Origin of the sequence: Natrinema caseinilyticum (genome assembly GCF_024227435.1) — an archaeon.
GTDB lineage: Archaea > Halobacteriota > Halobacteria > Halobacteriales > Natrialbaceae > Natrinema > Natrinema caseinilyticum.
The window spans coordinates 39,474-63,169 of the sequence record NZ_CP100447.1; the positions used below are offsets into that span (position 1 = coordinate 39,474).

Here is a 23,696-nt window from a genome sequence, read left to right on the forward strand (position 1 = left end):
TCAAAGCGTCTCTGATTGCTCACCTCCACCATCATTCTCCCACGGAGGATCGGAGGCTTGATTCGGCCCCTCTCTTTGGGCTGCCCAGTCGATGTCTGCCTCACTTGCTGGATCAGCCAACTCGTCGTTTCCAGGGCCGATGAGGTGTTTTCCACCCCGCTTTCCCATATTGTACGCTGCGTATGGGCTTCGCGTCATTGCCCCTGCGAAGACGATTCCGCTTGCCTTCCCGGCCCTAACACCTGTCTTCCCGACTTGCTTGCTGGCTCGACCAGTCGTGATCGCAGCTCGTCCTGGAGCTTTCGCCGCGCTCTGTGCAGTCCGAAGTCGTTTCACACTCCTGGCCGACTTGGAGGCGTCATCTCTGAGCGCCGCAGCCTGCTGACTGAAGCTCTGGGCTCTATCGTTAATGTCGATGGTTGTACTCCCGCCAGATGTGGTCTCGTAGGTCACCTTGCCCTCAGCATCGGGAGTCACGGTGGAGACTCCAGTTGCTGGCTCTTCAGCACCAGTCAGAATCCCCCGACTGGAAGCCTCAGTGACATCGAATTCGCCATCCTGGTACGCCTCAGTCAGGAAGTCGCGGTTCGCATCGGCCTCATCGGCAGCAGCAAGATTCTGACTGATCGCTCTTCGATGACTGTCGATGCTCTCCGACCCAATTGCCTTACGAGCGCTACCTAATCCACCGCTCTTCGCTCGTGAACCCAGCTTCTTTGCGGTGGATCCAGCCCGGCTCGCATGAGATCGTGCCGCGTTCACTCCTGGGGCAGCAGAAACTAACCCGGCAACGGAGCCTTTTCTTTTAGATAAGAATCCGGGTGCTGAATCGACACTGTCCTCAACGGCCGATTCTCGAGTACCTAGCGCATCTGAGATACTACTCCGCATCGTGCCGCCGACGGTCGAGTTCCCGGTGGAAGCAGATGGATCCGACGCGGTCCCTCCGCTTCCAGCGACACCGGCTCCGCCACTACTTGCCCCGCCGGCACTCCCACCACCCGCTGCTCCAGATCCAGAGCTAGAGGCACTGCTGACAGCCGCCGACCCGGCTCCCGCGCCGACAGCGACTGCACCGACGCCGGTGGCTGCGATTGCGGCGGCCACCGTCATGGTGAATGCGGCGTCGACGCCGAGCGGCTGGCCTGCCCAACCGATGGTCTTCCAGATCACGACGAACAGGATGATCGGGAAGATCAACGCCAATGCTGCCGAAACGTAGAAGTCGGCGACGTCGCCGGTTGCGGAGATCCCACCGGTCGCGATGACGTTGAACACGCGCATCACCAGCGCAATGATCGGGCCGACGAGCAGGGCGTACACGCCCATTCGAAGCCACGTCGCAGCAAAGTTGCTGATAGCCTTCATCGGCCCCCAGTTCGCGTACCAGAGAACGGCGAAGAAAGGCGCACCCACGGCGACCGTGACGACAATGAACTGCCGGAGGACCAGCAGGACAGATGCAAGGATCGTTGCGATGAGCATCAGCGGTACTGCCACGAGGAGCGCGACGACCTCGACGCCAAGTCCGAGCGTGGATCCCCAGCTCCCGCCGAGGTCGGCGTTGAACGTGAGGACGAACGTCGCTGGTGCAAGCGCATTCGTGACGGCGTTCGAGGCTTCGATGAGGAACCCGAACAGCGGCTGAGAGATCGCGATGAAGAAGATAACAGCGACCACGCGGGCCACCATGTTCCAGAGCGAGGCTTCGCGGTCCTGACTGAACGGCATCGCGATTAACCCGGCGGCAATCAGGATGGGGAGCAATGCAATCGAGAGACGGAAGACGTCGTCCCAGGCGGTCGTGACCTGGGCACTGCTCATGATCGCTGGATCGATGTTCAGCAATGGCTTCAGCCCGAAGTTGAACATGAAGTTGATCGCACTCACGAGCATCGAGCGGATGAACTCGAAGAGCGCCCGAGCGATAGCGTCGGGAATCCAGCCGAGGTCTAGGAGATCACCCATCGGCCTGATCCTCAATGTCGTCGACGCTTCCGCCCGGCTGCGTCATGCGAGTGATCCCCGTCGTGTAGAGTAACGAGTTCATGCCTCCTCCGGGGTGTTCCCGTTCTCGCTTGCCCCGGCTGGCCCATCCGGATCTACATCGCTGGCGTCTATCGCTGGTTCGTCGATCTCGACAGAGAGACCGTCGTCGAAATCAGCCTCCATCGCCATCTGGAGGTCCATGTCTCGATTCATCACGTGGGGCAGGTCGGTCATGTCGAGGTCCTCGTGGAGTTCGACGTTTCGAGCATGACCCTCACCCTCGACGAGATCGACACCTTCGACGCCGGCGAGCCAGTCCCACGGGTCTAGCGCGTCGTCAAGGACCGTGTGTTCGAACGGGCCGCTTCGAATTTCGAGACGGCGTCGACCGTGGACACTCGTCGCGAGCAGACACTCCGAGTAGTCCGAGTCCTGTCCACGCGCCGCCGTCTGGATGAATCGGATTTCGTCGGCGGACAGCCCGTAGTACTCGGCGGTCTCCTCGGAGACGGATTCGGCGTAGAACAGGCACTTCACGTCACAGTTCTCGTACACCTCACGGCGCTCAGGCGTCCGAACGAACTCGTGGGCTGTCTGGCTCATCAGCGTCAGGCCCGCCTCGTAGTGGCGGGCGTGCCGGATGTAGAGGTTGATCAGGTCGCGTGCGGCTGGCCGGCCCAGGAGGTAGTGTGCCTCGTCGAAGGTCACGTCCACCTTGTACGGCGAGCGCTTGGCCTCGAGGTACGCCCATGAGAGCATCGCGTGGAGGATGAGCGGCATCTCGCCCGTGTCTGCGAACGAACTCATGTCCATCACGACCAGTCGAGAGGAGAGGTCGAGGTTCGTCTGACCGTTCAGATTGTGGTTGATACCGCCGGGCTTGAACGACTCGAACTTCGGTTGGAGCGAGGTCGCAAGTGCGACGTGATGCTCGGTCGGGGTGACAATCGTGTCCGAGAACGGGACACCCTTTGCAGCCGCACTGCTCCCGGATTCATCATCAAGTTCGTCACCGAACACACCGAGCGCTCGGAAGTGTTCCACCTCTTCATCGTCGATGACGCCGGCTTCGGTTGCGACTTCGATACCGCCGGTCGCGATGACGTTCACGCCCCGAATCAGGTCGTCGATGACTGGCGATTCATTGCCGTACGTATCGAACTCTCCGAGGATGATCCCCTTCGAGAGATACGCGTAGTGGGCTGCCTGAATCAGGATGCCCTCCTCGCCAGCAGACATCCCGTCACGCTGTTCGAGGTGCGTGTTCAGCATCTCGATGACAGACCGAATCGTGAGCGCGTACGTGTCCTCACCGCCCTCGTACTCCGCCTCAGCAGGTGGCGAGATGTCCAGCGGATTCACCGTGTAGTTCCCACCAAAACGGATTACCTCGCCGCCCAGCGACTGAGCGAAGCGTGGATAGTCGTCGCCGGCCGGGTCGAACAGGATACACTGAACGTTTGGGTCGCCGAGCAAGCGACGGTAGATCTCCATCTTCCGGAAGTAGCTCTTGCCCGACCCGGTCTTCCCGGAGATCGCCATCGAGTGTCCTGATAGCGCGTAGCGGTCGAGGATGACCGGGCGCTTCGTATCGTCGAACCCAAACAGGACGCCCTCCGGGTCGTAGATGGACGGCTCGACCAGGTTGAAGAACGTCCCCAGCGCTTCGAGCTGGATCGGATGGGTGTTGTTGATCGTGTCGGTCGCGAGCGGCGCGACGGAGCCCATCGCGTCCAGCTGTTGGTGCTTGACCGGACTGAGGTCGACGTCTTGCTCGGCGAGGATGGCTTCGACACGGTCGAGCATCTCGTCCAGCTCGTCCTGGGTGTCCGCGACGAGTTCGAGATAGATCGAGACGTCGTAGAGCTTAGTCGTTCCTCGAATGGTATTCTGGAGAAGTCGTTCCAGATCTTGTCGTTCGAGTTCGTCCTGATATGTGTCCGTCCGACCGCGTTTCTGCTTCACCGCGACCGACGTGACTGCCTGTGTGTAGCGTTTCTGGAGTTGTCGACGAACGTCCTTCGCGGCTCGTGGTCGAACGTGCAACGAGAGTCGGAGATCGACATCTGCGAGCGTGAGTGGGACGAGCCAGCCCAGTCCCACCTTTCGGGGGAACGAGGTGACTGTCAGAATCTGTGAGATTCGGTCGTCGCGGATTTGGAACTCCGGATAGTCCTGCACGACTCGCGGTGCGATGAGTCGCTTATCGAGTTCCCCGCGCTCTTTCATTGTCTCCATCGGCGTCGCGAGGTCGACGTCGTCGGCCTGGAGTTGGTATGCCGCCCACTCGATGTTCTCAGTCGTCGTCTCCTTACCGAGGAGATTCAGGTAGTCGAGAGCGTGCTGTGTTTCGTCACCCGACAGCCCATCTATCGGGAGTCGTTCGTCACCGTCTTCCGGTGAGTCGTTACTGAACGCTTGCGTGATTCGATTGATCATCTCTGTCCCTCCAGCTCAGGTCGAGCCAGAGTAACCGCCTCCCGGCGAAGCCCGGGTAGCTCAGACATCTGCTTCCTCCGTCGGAGATTCGCTGTCTCGACTCTCGTCTGTCGGCTCACTCATCTCCTCGAAATGTTCGAGAACGCTTCTGCGACCGCGCACGGCGAGGCCGACACCGACGACGAGGAGGAGCAACCCGACTGCATACACCTCGACGACGAACGCCGTCGACGCCGTCGGCGTACTATCCCACTGGAAGGGATACGCCTGGCTGAACAGGTAGACTGCCACAGCGGTCACGCCGACGCCGACGAAGCCCACGATGGACGCACGCCGGCTCGATGGAAGCAGGACAGCAAGACTCAGCAGGAAGATCGGGAGGCTTCCCGCTGCAAGTCCGAACGAGGCCTCGCGGACGACCCAGTAGGACTCCGATCCCGGCTGACCGCTCCCGAGGAACGTCCCGAGCGCGACCACTGCGAACAGGAGGCTCGCAGCGAACAACCCCACGCCAGCGTACACCGACAGCGGCGAGCGGTAGTTTTTCCCTCGACCGATGGGACCGACGGCTCTGGCGTACCACGCGAGAATCCGTGAGTTGTCGACCTGTTCGACGTACTCCTCTTGGACCCGACCACCATACGGGAGGTCACCCGTTGTCTCCGGACGCGGATCCGCGTCATCATCTGGTTCGAGCAGCGCCTCTTCTCGATCGGCGCTGTCAAACGCCGCTTCCAGATCTAACCGCTCACCAGTCGCTGGATCGGTCAGCGTCTTCTCATCGGGTTGGGTGAAGACGCTATGCTCGAAGGAGATCGGAGCCTCCTGTCCTCGATAGACCTGGTAAAGGACGTCGAGAACCTTCGCTCTGTCATCGAGGATATTGGTTTCGACGCGAGTCCGAGGGAGCTGTGAGGCGACTCGCTGAACGCGAGCCCAGACCTCGTCGAGATACGGCTCTTCGTCATCGACGTTCTTCGCACCGCCTCCGAACGGGAGTGCATCCGCAATCGCGTCGAATCGACCGCCCTCGTCGTCTTCTCCCTTCATGACCGCGACGGCAACGAAGAATCGACGATCTCGGACGTTCGCGAGCGCAATCGTTCGGTCCAGCCACTCCGCGTGAGCAACGCGTCCGTATTCGAGGAGCGCCGAGTCAGCGACGTGGTCGATGTGTGGCTGTGGAGTTACGCCCGCCGTAGCGACGCCGCCGTCAGTGGCGGGGTCCTTGACGACCTCGTCCGGGGCCTCAACATCGTCCGCTTCCGGGATGGCTGTCGGTTGTCCCGTTGGTGCGCCCAGTGCATTCGGGCCGATGAAGCGTTCGAGGTAGCGGTCGCCGTCGAACCGGGTCGTCAGCGTCAGGAACTGTGTCGGGAACTGCAGTCCCCGGAGGAACGTCATGTACGAGATGTACAGGCTGGTCCGTCGCTCTTCGGAGAGCGTCAGCCACTCACGGGGCTCGATCTCGACGAGCATCGTGTACGCTGTGGGCGTTTCGATAACGCCGCCATCTCGGACGTTCTCGAAGTTGAGCAGGTCAAGCGTCGACTGCTCGCCACTGCCCACGCTACTCTGGAGATTCATTGCTCCTCCTCCATCGACGAACCATCCAGATTGGGTCGCGTTGCGTCGAGGACGCCCTGATAGGCGAGGTCCGCTCCGCTAGTCTTCGCAGTGTACTCTCCCCAACCTGGGGGTCCCGGTTGGGTGAGCCACTCGTCTTGCGTCACGCCGATACCGAGATCGCCGTGTTCCGGATCGGGATGACGCCAGACGTAGACGTTCGACCCCGTCTTGAAGTGAAACACCGCATGAGCGTATCGGAGGGGACGCTGTCCGGGCGGTGTCTTCATGAAGATCAACCCGCCGATTCCGATGCCGACGACGAACAGCGGGAACGTGAACAGAAGTGGGAAGCCAACCGTATAGAGAACGGCACACGGCGCTAACGGGATTGCCAAGGATTCGGCGAGTCGCTTCACCGAGAAGCCGAGGAACTTCGACTCCAGGAGGTTGCTCGCGACGGGCACAGGATCGGGCATCTACTCGACCTCCTCGCCGTCACAGAGTTCCTCTTCCGTCGGAAGCACACCGCCGTCTTCCAGCCGTTCGGCTCCCTTGATCAGCATCCCGCGCCAGTTGACGCCGTGTCGTTCACGAACCGCGTCTAACTGTTCGAACTGCTCGTCGTCCTTGATGATGATTCTCGTCGACGTCATCGCTCGACCTCAACTGGATTGAACTCGTCGACGGACGAGCGCTCGTGATGTGCTTCGGTGTCGAGCGTTCGGAGTGACCCTCGGGAATCGAACAGCGAAGAAGTCGGTTTGTGGCCCTCAGCAGAGCCACCTGGACTATCATGCCTACTGGACTCGGGGAGTTCCTCTCGTCTTCGCGGCTCTTGCCCGTGTGACCGTTCCGATACGTGGCTCCGGGGGCTTTCAGTCGAAGCGTCACCCCTCTTCTGGTCGGTGAACCAGGTCTCGCGCCCTTCGAGGCGCTTGGCTCCTTGAATCAGCATCCCACGCCACTGCACGCCGTACTTGTCTCGGATGGTTCTGAGTCGGTGGTACTCGGTCTCGTTTCTGAACCGAATCTCGATTTCAGGCATTCTCAACTCACCACCCTCAGCTGGCACACTCGGCTAGCGAGCCGTCACTCAGGAACGAGAGTTCGATTGCAGTCACGACTGGTAGCATCGTGCCGGCGGGGAGCGACAGGACTGCCCCAGTTGTGGGTACTGTTTGGTAGTGCATCACACCACTCCTCGGCGAGGAACCCATTTGTTTATTTCAGGAATGCGTATGGCGTAATACTGCGTACAGCGCACTGTTGCGGCAGGCGCAAGCCTGCGATTTCCGCATTCTTAGAGGACTTTTCTCGCGGTACAGCCTCGTCGATAGCGACGACCATGCTGACACCTCACCAGTTCCACCTCCCGCCGCCGTTCGCTGGTGGCTTCCTTGAGCGCCTGCCTGACCTGTTGCTCCCCGTTACGGGACCACTGGCAATCCCAATCGAACGATTCTACATCGTTGGTGATGTCTTTGGTTCGTTCACCGACCTCCGATGGCTGTCTCTCTTCGTATTCCAGCAGCTGCGTCCGGAGACAATACTCGCAGTCGTGGACTTCAGTTCGATGCTCGACTTCCCACCGTGGACGGCGACAGTATTCGTCTACGCTGGACTCGTCCTGCTGGTCCTGGGCGTGATGGCCTGGCTCGGGAGCCACAGCCTCTATCGTCGTGCCTGGGGCCGACGGCTCGCGATGTCAGGCGGCGGGCTGTTCGTCGTCGGGACCGCTTTCGGAACGTTCGTGGACCTCCTGCAGTATGTCCTCGGATAAGTCTCGCGAGGGTCGTTTGTCCCCCTCGAAACTTCGTCGAGTAGCCCGATTCACGAAACGACTGCGTCGACCTCCGCTTAGTCTTCCTGGAACACTCGTGAAGACACGGCTCGTCGTCGCCGGCGTCGTCTTCCTACTCGTCTCCAGCGCAGTCATCGGCGCAGCGGCAGGCGATCTACTCATCCCCAGTCCAGAACCCGGCGTCGAGAAAGATTACGACGACACCTTCCGGGTGCTGGCGAGTAACGACCCCGACCCAGGCCGGGGGTCCAGTGTCGTCCAGGTCTACGAGTACGGCGAGAACGGAACGATCACCGAAGTGAACCGGACCGTGGTTACCCAGCCGGTCCAGCTCTGGGACTCGAACATCCAATCACGCGACGCACTGCTCATCGCGAACGAGTCCGATATGTACCAATCCGGCCTCCACGGATTCGTCCAGGTACCGTACCGTGACCAGTGGACAACCCTCCGAGATTGGTGGGACGGCGAGTTCCGAATTCTCCCGATCTATACCGGCGACCCGAGTCGAGCCACGAGCAACGACGGCCAGTACACTGTCGAAGTCAGGCATCCGAACGGCTGGTGGAATCCGGTGTACAACGCAGACGTCGAGCGCGTCGACGGGAACCTCACCGTCACGAATCCAGACGAGGCGCTCGTCCTCTCCTCGTACTACAGCACCGTTATCGAGCGGAAGATCCAGATCATCGAATCACTCCTCCAGCACTCCGAGATGGCCCCCAGTGAGTCCGCTGCCCGAAGTACGTCCGTCGTGCCCACCGAGAACGGTATCGAAGTATTCCCGACCACCGATGGCGCGAACGTCAACCTCCAGTGGCAGCCCGGCTCTCATGCGCTCGTCCGCGATGCGTACGTCGGGAACATCGACGTTATCCCTGGTGTCTGGCACGACGGCCGGTACGTCACCCCGAGTTGGCAGCTCACCACCTACGTCCCGTGGGATTACCGCATCGAAGAGCCAGCCGATTACAGCGAGAGCGGAACCTGCACGATCACCCACCACCACAAGCAGGGCAACACGACGGTCACCCACAATCACACCTATCCCCTGACGCGCTGGGCCAACTACCGGCTCATCGATTCGAACGCGTCGATCGTGAACGTCACAGCGGGGAACATCAGCCTCGACCGAACGCGACCGGGGATGTGGACGACGATGAACTACACGACGTCTCGACCTCGTCGGCTCCCACCGGGGAACTACGACCTCACTGCGACACTTCGAATAGAGGTCGAGATGGAGACTCACTACGGCGTCTCTAGCGCACAGTGTTCCGAGTGGAACAACCGACGAACGGTCAACCGGACGGTCGAACTCCAGTACTCGGTTCCCATCGAGACGGTCAACAGCGACGACCTCTCCATCGACGTTCAGGTGTACGACCGACCGGGTCGAGACATCGTCGCCGTCAATTGGAGCGGCGAGCAGGGACTCGCAGCTGGCGCAGCTGCATGGGAAGACGTGGAAATCCAGATCGGCGAAAAGACGATGTACGTCACGGCGCCGTGGCGATTCTACTCTGTCTCTCGGAATACGCACGTCGAAGAGCGAACCCAGAGCGGGACAACCCAAGTTGAAGCCTCCCATTCGTACAACGGGGCCTATCCAGCGATGCTCCGATATCGGATGAGTCCCGGGAACGTGAGTGTCCTCGCGGAACAAACCGCAGACCAGCGTATCTGGTGGGAGACGACGTACGTCGCTCAGAACCGATCAGTTCCAGCGGCGTCGCTGCCGAGTACCATCGTCGCCCCGGAGAACACGAAGCCGACCTACCTCTACGACCAGTACGCGGGCATCCTGAAAAGTCTGGATCGAACGATGGGCGAGACCGTGAGTGCGCAGGCAGGCGATGTCTGGGGGCTTCCGGTCGATACCTCTGTGAGCGTCGTCCGGTATCAGGAGTCACGACTCACGGTGACGATGAACCACAGCGCTGGGACAGCCGAGGTGTTCCTCTCTGATTCTGCCGGAAATCCGATCCCGAATCGACTGGTCAGTCTCGATGGGGCCAGCGTACAAAACGTGACGACAGATGCGAACGGTCGAGCGACAGTTCCTCTCTCGGGGACGCTCGTCCGTGCCCACTTTGCCGGCGATAATTGGCGCGATTCTCGGTCCCAGTACTACCTGGAGACCCACTCCTATGGCGTCTCGCCCACCTCGTTCCTTTCGGGAGCTACCGACCTCTTCGGCTACCTCAACGCCGCAATCTCGAATACAATCATCTTCATCGAATGGCTCGTGCTCGGAATCTTCGCGCTGTTCTGGATTCGATTCATGCGCGAGAAGCCCGCGTGATAGTAATACTGATGAATAAGGGTTTCAAGAATCACCACTGACACATACTCTCGCCTGTCTCCACTATTCAGAACGCGACTTCTGTCCAGGTTGGAGGGTTCACAGAGCCGTATTCCCCTACACCAACTACTCTTGATCTAATTCACTAATATACACCGCACTCCGGAAGATCTCCACAAGCAGTGACGCCGAGAAATCGTAGTGAGCCTCCTTATACCGGAGTTCACCGTGCGCAGTACGATTCCGCAGCGCCTCCCCAGTAGCGTCGTGGTATCTGAACCGTAGAAACTTCACATAGTCCTCGTCCAGCAACCCGTCCAACCGATTCATCAATCCACCAAACGTCTTCGGAAGATCCTCGCCGCGAATGGACGCAGTAATCGCAGTGCCCGAGGCCTCCAACTGGTGTTTTATTACTCCCTCGAGACGGGGCATCCCGAGATGGACCGCCTCTGCATGTCGGTCCTCGAAGAACGCGATGATGAAGTCCGTCAGGAAGGCTTTGTCATCGACAGTCGCCCCGTCAATCGACTCAAGCAACGTGAAGAAGTGATGCTCCTTGATCAACCCTTGATTGATGAGTTTATACAATACCCGGGCAGTCAACCCGACCGATAATCGTGCCTCAGCGGAATACCCATCGGGAACATCGATATCTGATGTTTCGCTGGAGACTGAGTCTCCCTCATGAGTCATATGCCGTCGTGGGAAGATATCGGTGAGCGAAGCTGTCGGAAACCAATTCTCCCCTTCTTCCTCCTCTCCGGACTGCACCCCAGATTCGGAGGGTTCGTCATCAAGATGTGGAAGAAAGACAGGGACCTTCACGAGACCCAAGAACGCCTGTTCGGGCGAGAACTCGCTGGCAGCATTCTCGAAATTTTCAACTAGAGTGTTCGCAATAGAAGTAAAATTCTCGGCAACTTCATCAGGGACTTCACCACCAACAGGCTTCATCTCCTGCTCGATTCCCTTTCGGTTCTCCCTGCGTTTTACAAGCCGCCATCGATTGAGCGTCTCCTCATCGGCAAACGACTCACACTCTTTCAGTGCTTCCTCTATCGTCGTTGCAGTCACTAAGTGACCTCGCGTCTTCTGGAACTCAATCTCGTTCTCATAGGACTCAATCAGTCCCTCTTGGACATCTTCGATTGATCCGTCCCTCTGTTCCTGGATTTGACGGATACGATGGAGGTAATTCCGCTGCGCATGGTAGTTGTGTTGCTTGTTGGTGTACTCCGCACGAGCCCAAGAGAACTCGACAAGTCGATCAAGTGTTGCTGAATCAATCGATCGAAGGTCCGCTTCCGAGATCGCATCCAAGATGCGTCCCGCACTCCCCTCGTCTGTATCGAACTCTGAATACTGCTCTTCGAGCAATTCGATAGCGTCGTCGACGGCCTGCTGTAACCGGTCTTCGTGGCTCAATGAGTCAGCGAGATCGATGTACGCGGCGAGGGACCAGCTCGCTACGTGAAACCAGCAGTCATCAAGGGCTTGGTCGATTCCCTCTTCGTATTTCTTCAGGGCGTGCTCTGCTCCGTTCTCGTAGTCTTGCTCGTTCTCCCAACGTTGGTAGCCTCGAAGTGCTTCCAGTAGCGGATGTTCGGCGTCGGTGGATTCGAGAAGAGCAATATTGTAGAGAAGATCGTTCCGGACTTCCCCATCGATTTGTCGCTTTAATGTATGCAAGGCTGACCGGAAACCGAAATCATCGCTAGCGGATGTATTGGCATTATCGAGGGCCTCTTCAATGGGGTCCATTTACTTCACCAATACAACCTCCCTTTCATTATTTTTCGGAAACACGCCCTCCTCCGCACTATAGAGACGCTTAATCGTGCTGTCTTAATCGAAAAGCAGGGGGCGTTTGTTGTTGTCAGAACCATTGTGGGCCTTTATCACATATTCGTCAGTGACTAGTGTTATGGGATTGCTTAGTCGGTTATTCGGTTCGGGGAACGACACCGATTCGGAATCGAAGGACGTCTCTGGGCCGGAACCAGATATCGTGATTGACAGCCCATTAGACAAGGAGTTCATCCAGGGAGAGTTTCGTGGCGAGCGGGTCACCTTCTCGTCAGTGCCATCGCCAAATGGGGAGTGGCGGTGCTTGTACGGGCGAACTGGAATGAACGATGGCGCTCCAATCGTCTTAGTCAGAGGGGACGGGGAGGTTCAACACGCCTTCGCCGTAACTCGTGCAGAAAACGTTGCCGTCGCAAACACCGGGCACGTCGTTGTTACCGACATCGGCGAAGCTGATAATCAAGATCTCGCTGGGACACTCAATGTTGTCGCTCCTGATGGTCAGCCAATCATCGAGTACGAGTTCGATGCGAACATCTGGGAGTGTTCGATTACCGAGGACGGTCAATATGCTTCCACAGCAACCTACAATCCCGACCGCTCGGTATACATCTTCGATATCGAGTCCGAGGAACTCATCACGGAGTTCGAGACGCCGAATCTCAACGGCCCTTCACAAGAATTCGGAGAGATCGATGGCGAACTCGTTCTGTACCTCTTCGATGGTGACGAACGGTATCGGGCTATCGACCTCGACGGTAATACGGTCTGGAAGAGCCAGAAACTCGAGAATCAAGATCGTATTGACGAACTTCTGGATAGCAGCGAGCGGGCTGATTTGCAGGAGTCTATTGAACTTCTCGAAGAGGCGTACGAACTCACCGACGACGAGAACAGGAAGAAATCGATCGCAAATCAATTAGCAGACGCTCACTGGAAGCTATCAAAGGAAATCCACAAAGAGGAGGGAGACACAGACGCATGGTGGGCGCACCTCAACCAGGCGAAACAGTACTACTACGAAATCGTATCCTGGTACGACGGTAAGAAAGGGGTCGCCAAAGTGGAGCGCAAACAGGCGAAGTACCATCTGAAAGAAGGAGATGAAGAGACAGCGCTCCAGCTTTTACAGAGTATCTCTGAGCTTGAGGAGGAACACGACGTTCAGTTGCTCACCGACGCCGACAAGGAGAAAATCGAGAACCTCTCCTAAGATCAATTCAATAGAATCGCGAGAATCACCTTCGTCAGAAGGGTCGGTAACACATCCCCAGTGCGAGTAACTGTGCTCCGATTCCTCCGACTAGTAACGCTACATTCCAGATACGGGAGTTCGAACGAACGAGACCGAATTTGAGTTGTTCGGGGGACAGCGGTTGGAACGGGCGAATTGCGTGATCTCCCCGACCGACTGTAAGGGCATCTGCGATCAGGTGCGAGACGATACCCAGGAAGACGGTCGTTCCTGCGAGTAGAGCGAGCGGCCAAGCTGGAATTTCAATAGGGAGTCCGATGAGGCCGATATAGAGTCCAGCTGTCGTTACTGCTCCAGCACCCACTGCGAACCAAATCGTGTGCGTGAGTCCTCTGTGCGGGAGCCAACTGTAATCGTGGTCGAGATCGGGGAGCCGACAGACTGCCACCGCGAGAATCGTCATCCCAAATCCGACAATCCCGAACAGACCTGTTAGTGGAACCATCAGCAGTAATGCAACGCCTCGGTGTCCGTCCTTGTACATGGGTTATCGACTCAGCCATCAGATCCGGAATGTGTGCTGATAGAATCAAATACGTAGAGGTGTATCTAATCAATTCTGGCGTAAGATGGTCTGAAACCCACATATTCCGCAAAACTATCGCAGTGACCAATCTTGCTCCGGAGGGAGTTGAATAGTGCCCGTAGCAAAGCTAGGGGTATGGTCATCTGTGACCGCTGCAATAATTCCGTGAAGCCCACGGCAAACTACTGCCCGGAGTGTGGGTCAGAACTCAATCCAACGCGGAAAGACTGGTCAGATGGATTTCTCTCCCTCGTCGATCGAGGTCATATCCAGGAGGCGATCGACGGGAACGAGACACTGCCGGAGGGCTATCATACTCGACTACACGAAACTGTACGCCATGCAATGGCGGATTTCTGTCTACTGGATCGGTGGGCGGAATTCGACAACCACGAAGCTCTCTATGGGGACCTTCGAGACGAGGAGATTACGACTGACGACGTTGGTGAGCTGGAAAAGCTGGTTCGATTGACCTGCCCATTTCGGTTTTTGATCAATGCAACTGGCGTGGATACTCTGGAGAATGTCTTAGAAGCCAGTATTCTATTCGCAAGCGATGAATCCGAGCTCACTCTCGACGATATTGATGTCTCGATCGAGGTAACAGGTGACGGTGAGTAGCCACTGACCGTGGGGCCGCAACTGTGCGTGCTCCGCACCTTCTAAGTCTATTTCTTCTTTCTCAACCCCTGTGAGGTACGAACAATGCCGTCTGTTTCCGATCTCGTCGATCCAGCGTTTCGACTGTTCACCGTCGCAGATGTGACGGCCAGATATCTCGCGCTGATCTTCCTCGTTATCGGCATCATCGGCTTCTTCACAACAAAGGCGAACTCGAGACGGTCGATTCGCTACCGAGGGATGATGTTTGGAGCTGCTGCCGCTCTCGTTGCTATCCTCGGTATGCATGCGTTCTACGACCTCATCGCGTTCATCATGAGCGGAACGGGATTCCTCCCTTCCGGTTGGCCCTACGGGGCGAGTGGGACTTCGGGCCTCCTCCCCATAGCGCAAGCAGCGTCAGGAATGCTCTCCTATCTGGGTCTGGCTTGTTTTTCGCTGGGAGCTGCACTGTGGGCAGGAGGCTCAAGATATGGTCGAACCTCAACTCGCGGCTACCGCGGAGTCACTTGGGGACTCGTGATGATCGGTGTCTCGATGGGTGGAACCCTGTTCTCCGCCATCGCGGGGATCTATGGGCTCTGAGGTTTCGAGACACTGTAAAAACTGAAAGGCAAGTCGCGTTTCGGCCGACGGTGGCCGTCCCCCATTCTGATGCTGGCGGAATGTGAGTTAGACGCGACCTCGTTCGATGGTTCCGTACTGCGCGTTGAGTTCTTCGGCAGAGGCGAACTCCACTTGATCGAGGAGTTCGTTCACTGCCTGGTCGTAGGACTGTCGGTCGAGGAGATTCCGATTGCTGTACGCCCGAAGGCGATCACGGGTTCCCTCTTTCACGGGAATCGAATATCGGCTCATCGCTGACGTCCCCTCTGGCTGTTCAGCCTACCCCTTCTGGTAGTATACGACATGGTGGTCACTATGGTTCGACTACAGATCGGGACCGCAACTACTTGCTCGCTCTATGTGGGTTGGTATCGAGCATAACTGTTTCCCCACAATCCCCTCATAGAGCACATGTATCCCCCATATTGTACAGTGTTGGCTGGCCTCTGAGAATCTTTAAAGTGGCCTGCAGTATCCAATCTTCCAGATGGCATAGATTTTTGAACATTCTCCCCCACCAGAGGGTATGGCTATTGACCCCGAGAAATTTCGCGGATTTACTGATCGACTTTCTCAGATCGCCGAAGCTGCTCCAATGAGTGACGAACGTACGAAGGATATTATGGATACAGCCATTGGAACTGCGATTTCTGATATGGAGAATCTGATAGACGAATCTAGAGCTCCCAGACTGTATATTATGGGGCGTTCAGGGGTCGGAAAGTCATCCCTCATCAACGCACTAGCCAACCGTGAAGTTGCTGAGGTAGACTCTGTTGAACCAACTACTGTAGAATCTACGGCGTATCATATCGGGTTTAGTGAACGGTATGCCAGCTGGGACGTAATCGACTCTCGCGGTCTATTTGAAAGTGTCTCCCCAGACGGCGATGTCCCGGCTGACACAGTAGATCTTCTCAGAGAGGATCTGAGAGAGTATCAACCTGATATGATCCTCCATGTAATGAGTCCTGACCAAGTTCGAGCTGGAGAAGAGGACTTTGAGACAGTCAAGAAACTCCGATCAGAACTTGGATCCTTGTTTCCCCCTGTTCTTTATTGTTTAAACAAAGTAGACACACACGCCGCTCCGAATCAGTGGCCTCCGGAGGAACATCCAGAAGTCGCAGGTAAAATAAAACGGAATCTAGACTTCGTGGCGGAAGTAATCGGTGAAGACTCAAAAGAGCCATTTGAATCAACGCAACCGCTGTATGGTTACGAATTCGATTCGGAGAAGCACATAGGCGTCGTACCAACATTTCTGCTGCAGGAGCCATACTGGAACGTAAATACACTCTCATGGATGCTCGGAAGTTATCTTCCTGAAAGTGCTCAACTTCAATTTTTTCAAGCACAACAACGAGAAGACTTGATGCGGAAATTTTCACGTAGTACCACTGACCGCTTTGCTACAATAGCGGGTGGTATTGGTGGTGCTCCAACACCAATTGCAGACTTACCTATCTTGCTCGGGCTTCAGTTCCTCTTGATCGGACTCGTAGGCGGCTTCTCCTGTCGTGAAATCACCACTGACACCGCAACTGAATATGTGAGTGCAATGGGCGGCACTGCAGTTACCGGCTTTGTAGCACGCTCAGTGGCTCGAACGTTGTTTGAATTCGTCCCAGTCGCGGGTGCAGCAGTTTCTGCTGGTGTTGCATTTTCAACAACCTGGGCTCTTGGCAGGTCTGCTGAGCGTTATTTCTTCGATGATGAAACAGTATCACCGAATTCACTCCGTGATCAAGCAAGAGAGGTTTTCGAAGCCCGGAAAAACCGAGAGTAAATGCCATCTCGAACCTGTTCTATGAGGGTATACCGCATCTGTGCGTCAGACGCAACCTTGCGGCCACCGTAAGATTGCGAAATCCGCATTCCTGAAACAAACATTATACCTTCCAGCTAACGGCTGGTGTGCAATGACGAACCAGCACACCACAGACTCCGACCCCGACACGAACAGCCTCCGCCGCTTCCGGCGAGTCCTCAACTTCGAGAGCCTTCTCGTCACCGCGTTCTTCTCACTGATGCTCTTCGTTAGCCCGGCAGCTGCACAATCCAGCGGCCCCACGGGTGGGTCCGGTGGTTCCGTCGCCGGCTGGGAGACGATCCTCACCAATCTCTACGACGTCGTCTACACGACGCTCCAGTACGCCGGCCTCACTGTGCTGGTTCTGGGTCTGATCGTCTGGCTCACCGCCCGCACGAACTCCCAGCGATCCGAGACGGGAATGAAACTCACGCTCGGTGGCGGTGCAATGGTCATCGCGTACTTCGGGCTCGGCGCACTCGTCTCCCTGCTCGAGTTCATCGCAGGGTGAACCCGACGAACACCCTACCCATTGACCCCTTTGGAACCGACCCGTGGCCAGATTTCATACCGCCATTGCGAGGCACCTACCCGTCGGGGTGGACGCTCCACCTGCGTAGTGAACGTCTTTCCTGACTGGGCGCTCCGTGGCATCGGTCACAGCTCTCACGATGTGGCCTTCTTTCCGAACATGCACACGCTAACCCACAATCCGCTGTATAGCCGCCTCAGCCAGCGACTCGCTCCGCGCGAGCTCCCACAGCAGTCGCAGTTGATCACCAGCGAGGGGTGGTCCAGGTGACGAACGGGTCGGAATCATCCCGTCGGTCCGGCTCTGGAGGACGGGAACCACGACTTCCGAGCATCGATGACTCCGAAATCCAGAACGCGGTTTCGACACGGATCCTGGGTCAGAGGAGTGACGACTCCGGACCAAGTTCGGAAGGCGGAAAACCTGCTGACAGTGCCGAAGAGAGTTACCCGGACACCTCTCCGAGTGATGGACCATCCCAGCCGGACCACGATTTGGGGAGGGACAACTCTGACAGACTTTCCGCCGACTCTGATGACGACGACGATGGATTTCGCCCGTATATCAAAATCACGCCGGCCCGTGAGCAGGTGACACCGGACCACGTTGTCAAGGGTCTCTATGGTCTCTACCGAGCTGGCAGTGGCCGAGAGATGCCCTTCCATCTCGAACGCCGGCTCTCGTTCGTGAGCACGCAGCGGACGTTCGAGTTCCTGATTCACAAGCCAGCAGATACCCGTCGTTTCGACTTCTACCTCGGCGTTCGGCCTTACGAGGTCGAGGCACTCGAACACCTTGCAGCGAACGTCAGGGCGATGTATCCAGAGAGCTTCCACTTCGAAATCGTCCCGTTCGCCACGACCGACATCTTCGTCGACGACGTCGAGCCCGCTGGTGCGACGCTCGCGGATCTGGCCGCATTCGACGGTATCGACGAACTCATTGAACTGGACGGCTTCGAACCAGACCTTCTCGACACAGCTGAAGATACCCGCGACGAATCTGGGCGTGACGCGAATGCCGATCCGACGCCGCCGGCGATGGTTCGCTGGGAGGGCGTTGAGACGAAGAATAATGACTGGATGACGCTGCTCTCGCAGTTCAGCGAGATCTCGGTCGACATCGAGGATTCGTTCCGGTCGCCCCTGAGCGTCCTCCTCGAACAGGCAACGGAGACGGACGAACCGTTCATCTTCCAGGTCGTCTTCACGCCTCGCCGTGACTGGACGAAGGAAGCGGAGGTCCAGAAACGGAACCTCAAGATGGGGACGACTGGCGTCTTCAGTTCGTTCAAGCAGGAGGCTGCCGCGATGATTCTCGGTACGTCTGAAGAGGAGCGACGGCAGCGCCACCGGCCAGATACGCCCGAGCAAATCGGGGGCACCATCTCTGGCGGGGCAGACGGTCAATCGACGCGACACAGCCGAATGGGACAGATCGACCTGAAGCAGCCGACCGTGACGTTCGATGTCTCCCTACGAGCGGCTGGTGAACCGAGCGTGGTGAACGGCGTCACTGGCGCGTTCACGGCTCTGAGCGGGCCGTACTACGGCGTCGAGGGGGCAAGCGTCAGTCGGATTGGGCGCGAGTTCGACGCGCTCTGCCGGTCGCGACTGAGCCCGACGAGTATCCGAGAGCGCTTCCAGAGCAAGAACCCGATCATCGTCGCTAGCCCAGACGAACTCGCGAATTTCGTTACTGTACCCAGCACAGGCGCGCTCCCGAAGGCAAGCCGTGGCGCGTCTGGTGGTGCTCCAGACGCTCGTTCACCACTCACCGCGACCGACGAAGAGTTGCTCGCGGAATTCGACTCTGGGATGTGCATCGGTGAGGCTGAAACGGCATCTCCCGACCGCGACAACATCCCTATCAGTCTGACTGCGGAGCAACTCACCCATCACGTACTCAGGGCGTCGACGACGGGTGGCGGGAAGACGACCGCGATGATCAACGACGGTCTCAGCGCGTACGACGAACTCGACGGGCCGATCTTCATCTTCGACAAGAAGGGCGGCAGTATGGCGACAGAGTACAAACGAGCGCACTTCCGACAGTTCGGCGACCTCGACGACATCGTCCATCTCCCGGTTCCAGGGCCGAACGGCGAACTGCCCGCGTTCCCGTTCTTCGACATCCGGCCCCAGATTGCGGCTGGCATGAGTCGTGAGGCAGCTGTGCAGGAGAAGATTGACCGCTACAACGAACTACTGGAGTACGTCCTCGGTGACGAACAACACAACCAGGCGTTCGTCGCACAGGAAATCCTCAGTAACCTCATTGGTGCGTTGTTCGACCCGGTGTACGGCCAAGACGCGTACGCCATCAGCGACCTCCTCAATGCGGCCACGAAGATGCAGACCGAACAGAAAGTTCCAGAGGTCAGCGATCCAGAGCTTCACGCGACGCTCACGCGCCACTTCAGTGCCGAGGAACGACGCTTCGCCACGTCGATCGACGCCGTTCTCAACCGCATCACGAAGCTGAAAGAGCGGGACTTCATCTGGCGAATGCTGAACTTCGTTCCCGAATGGGATGGGGAAGCCCAGCGGTATGCTGACGAGCAGATGCTGCTTGACCTCGATGGGCTCCTCGATTCGAAGTCGGTCGTGCTGATCGATACCGGCGAGTTCCGCCCCGCGTCAAGCAACGTCTTCACGGTGCTGATGCTGGATTACCTCTGGTCGTGGGTGCGACTCCGAAAGCGATGGAACCGGACTGTCCTCGACCCTGCCGACGGCTACTGTGTGAACCTGATCATCGACGAGGCCGCACCGATCATGCAGTCCAGTCTCGTTCGTGACGAGATGATTCCTGACGCCCGTGAGTTCGCTCTCGCGTTCGAGCTTATCGTTCACTTCCCGGAGCAGGTCAAACGTGACGCACTCGATACGCGGGCCTACAAGGAAATCCTCCGCAACATCAACACCAAGCTCATCGGCAAGCTCGCAATCGACGACGAGCTGGCGACGACGCTGTTTCACGAAGAACTCGACGCCGTCGCCCTCTCGAATCGGATCGCCTCACTCCCTCGCGGTGAGTGGCTCGCACAGTTACCCGATACCGGCTTCATGACCGACACGCCGGAGTTGGTGACGCTCAAGCCGCTTCCCGTCCCCGACGGACACAGCGATGGAGAGGAGTCGGTCGACGCGGGCACGTACAGCCAGACGGCAGAGATGACCTTCCAGGAGGCAGACGAACTGCAGTGGTCACGCACTCGATTCACGTACTGCCTCGTCCCCGGCGTCAACAGCCCGCCAGATGCCGCCCAGCGTGCAGCCCGCTATGGAACCGGCCCGATGAACAGCGCGACAACCGAGCGACCACCGACGCCTCCAGACAGAGAAGAGAAGGCTGAACGCCCAGCTCCCGGCGACACTGACGAGTCAAGGACCCTGGACGAAGACGACTCTCAGGTGGAATCCCATTCAGATTCTGCTCTGGGCGGGGCTTCCAACGAGTTCGGAACCGTTCTCGGAACTGGTTCGCCATCACGGGTTCAATCGGATGATGCGACGGATAGAGACACTCCAGGAACGGAGGGCCCAACCGCAGAAACCACACCCCACGTCTCTGACCTTCCTGCGACACCTGGGGCTGGGAAGAATCTCGACCAGGGGGGTGTCCTGACCGACACCGAACGGCAGTTCCTTCGAGACGTGATTGCAGGGATCAACGGTGAACTGGAAGGGTATGACCTGACGCAGTCGATGACGACCATTCGGGATGCGCTAGATGAGGAGATCGACGAAGAGCAGTTGGTGGAAGACGGATTCCTCGAAATTCAGCGCGTGTACGGTCGGAAGTACTACTACGTTCCTCCAGCTGGGCAGACTGCAGTCAGCAGGAAGATCTACGCGGGCCGGAACAACGGCGACCTCTTCGAGAAAACGGCTCACAAGGTCTACGTCGAGTACATCGCTCGGCACCTGCGAAACCGTGGACTTCTCGTCGAGACCTACTACGAGCCGATGGCCGGCGGGATGGTCTTCGATGTCGCTGCGTTCCTTCCGCGTGACGACGGAAGCCGACAACTTGCGGTGATTGCTGAGGTGGTGACGAACATCCGCCCGGAACTGATGGTCAAACACTACGATGATCTCGCGTCGTTCGATGGAGTTCGGAAGATGTGGATTGTCCCGCATACGGACGTTGCTCACGAAATTATCAGGGCACTGGTTGATGCGGGGCGGCTTGAGAACGCACCACACAAAACTACCAAGAACTATGCACGTCTCTCCGAGGAGGCGTTCGACAATCCCTGTGAATGGCGATTCGTCGGGGGCCGCAATATCATCGAATCGGTCGACCAAGCTGAGGAGGACTCCGAGGGCGATGACCTGCGTCACTAGCTGGGCGCACCGTGCGCTCTATACCCGCTCTAAAGCAACCTCCTGCCTTCCTGCGCCTATCGGCGAAACACCTAGAATAGGTCTTGGTAGGGGAGGGAACGCAGATCCGCCCCACGGACGCACAGCCATACGGTTTTGGGCGCACCAGCCCAGTTCGAGAGAGGAATCGAGCGCACGCCGGCGCACCGAGGTTTATCGCGATGCCGAATCGGCTGTGAAGACGACCGAAGCAGTTCCCCGTTCCATCCATGTCCAGCAGTGAAATCGACGATCATATGATTCCAGATAGATTGGCCGAGTGTGAGCAATGGATCTGTTGGCAGGAGGTCGAACGTGATGGGAAGCCGACAAAGGTTCCAATCAAGCCCTATCACACAAGTGGGACTTCGAACGCCAGTGCAACGGACCCCGCAACGTGGCGTGATCTCCAGAGCGCGCTCGAGTTCCACCAGAGCGACCGCGTCGACACCGATGGGATTGGATTCGTCTTCGCCTCCGAGACATCTATCGTCGGCGTTGACCTGGATGACTGCCGTGACCCTGATACTGGTGACCTCACTGACTGGGCTCGTGATATCGTCGAGCGACTCGATTCCTACACTGAGGTTTCTCCATCTGGCCGCGGTGTTCACGTCCTCCTCGAAGGAGAACTCCCGCCTGGACGCAACCGGCGTGGTGACGTCGAGATGTACGACGAAGCTCGCTTCTTTACCGTCACGACCGACCACGTCGAAGGGACGCCTGAGACAATTGCTCGCCGGCAAGACGCATTGCTCGGTGTACACTACGAATACGTTCAGTCCTCATCTGATTCGGATACTGAGGCAGTTGACCTCGATCAGGCAATCAACGCGGTAGCGAAGAATGGGAACGAAGCGTCGGATGGCGAGTCGGCTGGTGATTCACCCGCTGGAGAGTCGGGTGATGAGAAACCACAGGCCATCGGTTCGAAGTCGAGTCTGTATGCTCGCTATGGCCTCGATTTCCCGGACATAGAAGATCCGGCGCTCGAAGTCGCACTGCACAGTTGCAGCGTAGATATCCTTCCTGATGATCCCCCGACTACACTCGACGAAATCGTCGGTCCCGGGGTCGACCTCGACGATGACGCACTCCTCCAGCAGGCGATGGCCTCGAAAAGTGGCGACACCATCGCGGCTCTCTACGATGGAAACAAGGAACTCTGGGCATCGCCTGAGAGCCGATATCCCTCGCAGTCGGAGGCAGACATGGGGCTGTGTTTCTATCTGGGGTTTTGGACCGGTGGCGATCCTGAACGGATGGATCGCTTGTTCCGGGATTCTGGCCTCTACCGGGGTAAGTGGGATCGGGTCCACTTCGCGAACGGCGCGACGTATGGAGACGTGTGTATCGCTCGGACGCTCTTGACTATCGATGACTACTACACACCGCCAACGGACCGAGAGCGTTCAACACCTGATGACCGAAACGAAAACCTGGATGAGACGGCACTCTCGGAGGAGCCAGCTCATAACACTGGTTCTGATCTCGTGGATACTGACGCCGTTGACGACGCTCGTCGTTTAGCCGCAAAGGTACAACGTCAGCAGCGTGAACTTGACGAGAAGCGTGAGCGGATTGCAGAATTAGAGAGTCGGCTTCGTCAGTATCGGACAGTTCTCGGGATTGACCCTGCCAGCGAGAGGACTCTCCTCAGAGAATTGAGGGACACAGACACTGTCACCAGCAACGGGAGTCGAAGCCACCCTAGCCGCCAGTCCTGGACTGGACAACACGGCGACAGTGAATCCAAGGATGGTGCTGAGCTACATTCGAATGGACAGGACCAGCCTGATCGCGAGGAGACGGCTACTGATGATGTACTCCCCTCTGATGAAGAACTCAGTGGGACATCAGATGAGGAGAAGCCATCCTCGAGTGGATTACTCAATCGTCTTCGCCGGCGACTGTCTTGAGACGCCGCCAATAACAAACTGCTGCACCCTGTTTCACCAGCTGGCGTTACGTGGATCTGGATATCTATCGGCTCCCAGTAGTTCAGGAATGGGTGACATTTATTTATCCGTGACTTGTGCTTCTATCTCACTGTCTAGTCGT

General features: G+C 57.7%; 19 protein-coding genes. 10 read left to right on the plus strand and 9 right to left on the minus strand.

Annotation, left to right across the window (positions count from 1 at the left end; all coding sequences use genetic code 11):
* The 6 genes from NJT13_RS22825 to NJT13_RS22850 all read right to left on the minus strand — a co-directional run bounded on the left by NJT13_RS22825 (position 1) and on the right by NJT13_RS22850 (position 7,069).
* Complete coding sequence (locus NJT13_RS22825; protein WP_254526176.1) at positions 1 to 1,968, minus strand: TrbL/VirB6 family protein; 1,968 nt, start codon at positions 1,966 to 1,968, stop codon at positions 1 to 3.
* A gap of 78 nt (positions 1,969 to 2,046) precedes the next feature.
* A complete protein-coding gene (locus NJT13_RS22830; protein WP_254526177.1) occupies positions 2,047 to 4,428 on the minus strand; it encodes a VirB4 family type IV secretion system protein in 2,382 nt (793 codons plus the stop codon).
* A gap of 60 nt (positions 4,429 to 4,488) precedes the next feature.
* The gene (locus tag NJT13_RS22835) at positions 4,489 to 6,015 is read right to left on the minus strand and encodes a cell division protein CdpA domain-containing protein (RefSeq protein WP_254526178.1); all 1,527 of its coding nucleotides are present in this window, start codon (positions 6,013 to 6,015) and stop codon (positions 4,489 to 4,491) included.
* The gene (locus NJT13_RS22840; protein WP_254526179.1) at positions 6,012 to 6,473 is read right to left on the minus strand and encodes a hypothetical protein; all 462 of its coding nucleotides are present in this window, start codon (positions 6,471 to 6,473) and stop codon (positions 6,012 to 6,014) included. The genes NJT13_RS22835 and NJT13_RS22840 overlap by 4 nt, the downstream gene beginning before the upstream one ends.
* Positions 6,474 to 6,650 carry a hypothetical protein gene (locus NJT13_RS22845; RefSeq protein ID WP_254526180.1) on the minus strand — a complete coding sequence of 59 codons (177 nt, stop codon included), beginning with the start codon at positions 6,648 to 6,650 and terminating at the stop codon, positions 6,474 to 6,476.
* On the minus strand, positions 6,647 to 7,069 hold the full coding sequence (locus NJT13_RS22850) for a hypothetical protein (RefSeq protein ID WP_254526181.1): 423 nt from the start codon (positions 7,067 to 7,069) through the stop codon (positions 6,647 to 6,649). Before NJT13_RS22850 ends, NJT13_RS22845 begins: the two co-directional genes overlap by 4 nt.
* Positions 7,070 to 7,342: 273 nt before the next feature.
* Here NJT13_RS22850 and NJT13_RS22855 point away from each other — a divergent pair, with 273 nt between their 5' ends.
* A complete protein-coding gene (locus tag NJT13_RS22855; RefSeq protein WP_254526182.1) occupies positions 7,343 to 7,777 on the plus strand; it encodes a hypothetical protein in 435 nt (144 codons plus the stop codon).
* Positions 7,778 to 7,874: 97 nt separating this feature from the next.
* The gene (locus NJT13_RS22860; protein ID WP_254526183.1) at positions 7,875 to 10,103 is read left to right on the plus strand and encodes an Ig-like domain-containing protein; all 2,229 of its coding nucleotides are present in this window, start codon (positions 7,875 to 7,877) and stop codon (positions 10,101 to 10,103) included.
* 126 nt (positions 10,104 to 10,229) lie between these two features.
* Here the strand turns inward: NJT13_RS22860 and NJT13_RS22865 are convergent, their stop codons facing one another.
* Positions 10,230 to 11,867 carry a hypothetical protein gene (locus NJT13_RS22865; protein WP_254526184.1) on the minus strand — a complete coding sequence of 546 codons (1,638 nt, stop codon included), beginning with the start codon at positions 11,865 to 11,867 and terminating at the stop codon, positions 10,230 to 10,232.
* A 163-nt stretch (positions 11,868 to 12,030) separates the two neighbouring features.
* On the opposite strand from NJT13_RS22865, the gene NJT13_RS22870 reads away from it, so the two are divergent.
* Entirely contained in the window at positions 12,031 to 13,125 is a 1,095-nt protein-coding gene (locus NJT13_RS22870) for a hypothetical protein (RefSeq protein WP_254526185.1), read from the plus strand.
* A 34-nt stretch (positions 13,126 to 13,159) separates the two neighbouring features.
* On the opposite strand, the gene NJT13_RS23630 is transcribed toward NJT13_RS22870, so the two are convergent.
* A complete protein-coding gene (locus tag NJT13_RS23630; RefSeq protein WP_425499837.1) occupies positions 13,160 to 13,651 on the minus strand; it encodes a metal-dependent hydrolase in 492 nt (163 codons plus the stop codon).
* Between the two features lie 177 nt (positions 13,652 to 13,828).
* Between NJT13_RS23630 and NJT13_RS22875 the strand changes: the two genes are divergently transcribed.
* Entirely contained in the window at positions 13,829 to 14,314 is a 486-nt protein-coding gene (locus NJT13_RS22875) for a zinc ribbon domain-containing protein (RefSeq protein ID WP_254526186.1), read from the plus strand.
* A gap of 84 nt (positions 14,315 to 14,398) precedes the next feature.
* Complete coding sequence (locus NJT13_RS22880; RefSeq protein WP_254526187.1) at positions 14,399 to 14,899, plus strand: hypothetical protein; 501 nt, start codon at positions 14,399 to 14,401, stop codon at positions 14,897 to 14,899.
* An 87-nt stretch (positions 14,900 to 14,986) separates the two neighbouring features.
* Here NJT13_RS22880 and NJT13_RS22885 read toward each other — a convergent pair whose 3' ends face one another.
* On the minus strand, positions 14,987 to 15,172 hold the full coding sequence (locus tag NJT13_RS22885; RefSeq protein WP_254526188.1) for a hypothetical protein: 186 nt from the start codon (positions 15,170 to 15,172) through the stop codon (positions 14,987 to 14,989).
* Between the two features lie 274 nt (positions 15,173 to 15,446).
* On the opposite strand from NJT13_RS22885, the gene NJT13_RS22890 reads away from it, so the two are divergent.
* The 5 genes from NJT13_RS22890 (at position 15,447) to NJT13_RS23335 (ending at position 23,554) form a co-directional block, all read left to right on the plus strand.
* A complete protein-coding gene (locus NJT13_RS22890; protein WP_254526189.1) occupies positions 15,447 to 16,709 on the plus strand; it encodes a GTPase family protein in 1,263 nt (420 codons plus the stop codon).
* 133 nt (positions 16,710 to 16,842) lie between these two features.
* Positions 16,843 to 17,244 carry a hypothetical protein gene (locus tag NJT13_RS22895; RefSeq protein WP_254526190.1) on the plus strand — a complete coding sequence of 134 codons (402 nt, stop codon included), beginning with the start codon at positions 16,843 to 16,845 and terminating at the stop codon, positions 17,242 to 17,244.
* A gap of 108 nt (positions 17,245 to 17,352) precedes the next feature.
* A complete protein-coding gene (locus tag NJT13_RS22900; RefSeq protein ID WP_254526115.1) occupies positions 17,353 to 17,535 on the plus strand; it encodes a hypothetical protein in 183 nt (60 codons plus the stop codon).
* A 383-nt stretch (positions 17,536 to 17,918) separates the two neighbouring features.
* The gene (locus tag NJT13_RS22905; RefSeq protein ID WP_254526116.1) at positions 17,919 to 21,617 is read left to right on the plus strand and encodes an ATP-binding protein; all 3,699 of its coding nucleotides are present in this window, start codon (positions 17,919 to 17,921) and stop codon (positions 21,615 to 21,617) included.
* A gap of 248 nt (positions 21,618 to 21,865) precedes the next feature.
* The gene (locus NJT13_RS23335) at positions 21,866 to 23,554 is read left to right on the plus strand and encodes a phage NrS-1 polymerase family protein (protein ID WP_340681211.1); all 1,689 of its coding nucleotides are present in this window, start codon (positions 21,866 to 21,868) and stop codon (positions 23,552 to 23,554) included.
* The last annotated feature ends 142 nt before the right edge of the window (positions 23,555 to 23,696 follow it).

Excerpts from the sequence above, each read along its gene's own strand:
- NJT13_RS22825 (WP_254526176.1), bottom strand. The coding sequence starts at position 1,968 with ATGGGTGATCTCCTAGACCTCGGCTGGATTCCCGACGCTATCGCTCGG.
- NJT13_RS22830 (WP_254526177.1), bottom strand. The coding sequence starts at position 4,428 with ATGATCAATCGAATCACGCAAGCGTTCAGTAACGACTCACCGGAAGAC.
- NJT13_RS22835 (WP_254526178.1), bottom strand. The coding sequence starts at position 6,015 with ATGAATCTCCAGAGTAGCGTGGGCAGTGGCGAGCAGTCGACGCTTGAC.
- NJT13_RS22840 (WP_254526179.1), bottom strand. The coding sequence starts at position 6,473 with ATGCCCGATCCTGTGCCCGTCGCGAGCAACCTCCTGGAGTCGAAGTTC.
- NJT13_RS22845 (WP_254526180.1), bottom strand. The coding sequence starts at position 6,650 with ATGACGTCGACGAGAATCATCATCAAGGACGACGAGCAGTTCGAACAG.
- NJT13_RS22855 (WP_254526182.1), top strand. The coding sequence starts at position 7,343 with ATGCTGACACCTCACCAGTTCCACCTCCCGCCGCCGTTCGCTGGTGGC.
- NJT13_RS22865 (WP_254526184.1), bottom strand. The coding sequence starts at position 11,867 with ATGGACCCCATTGAAGAGGCCCTCGATAATGCCAATACATCCGCTAGC.
- NJT13_RS22870 (WP_254526185.1), top strand. The coding sequence starts at position 12,031 with ATGGGATTGCTTAGTCGGTTATTCGGTTCGGGGAACGACACCGATTCG.
- NJT13_RS23630 (WP_425499837.1), bottom strand. The coding sequence starts at position 13,651 with ATGTACAAGGACGGACACCGAGGCGTTGCATTACTGCTGATGGTTCCA.
- NJT13_RS22875 (WP_254526186.1), top strand. The coding sequence starts at position 13,829 with ATGGTCATCTGTGACCGCTGCAATAATTCCGTGAAGCCCACGGCAAAC.
- NJT13_RS22880 (WP_254526187.1), top strand. The coding sequence starts at position 14,399 with ATGCCGTCTGTTTCCGATCTCGTCGATCCAGCGTTTCGACTGTTCACC.
- NJT13_RS22885 (WP_254526188.1), bottom strand. The coding sequence starts at position 15,172 with ATGAGCCGATATTCGATTCCCGTGAAAGAGGGAACCCGTGATCGCCTT.
- NJT13_RS22890 (WP_254526189.1), top strand. The coding sequence starts at position 15,447 with ATGGCTATTGACCCCGAGAAATTTCGCGGATTTACTGATCGACTTTCT.
- NJT13_RS22895 (WP_254526190.1), top strand. The coding sequence starts at position 16,843 with ATGACGAACCAGCACACCACAGACTCCGACCCCGACACGAACAGCCTC.
- NJT13_RS22905 (WP_254526116.1), top strand. The coding sequence starts at position 17,919 with ATGCCCTTCCATCTCGAACGCCGGCTCTCGTTCGTGAGCACGCAGCGG.
- NJT13_RS23335 (WP_340681211.1), top strand. The coding sequence starts at position 21,866 with ATGTCCAGCAGTGAAATCGACGATCATATGATTCCAGATAGATTGGCC.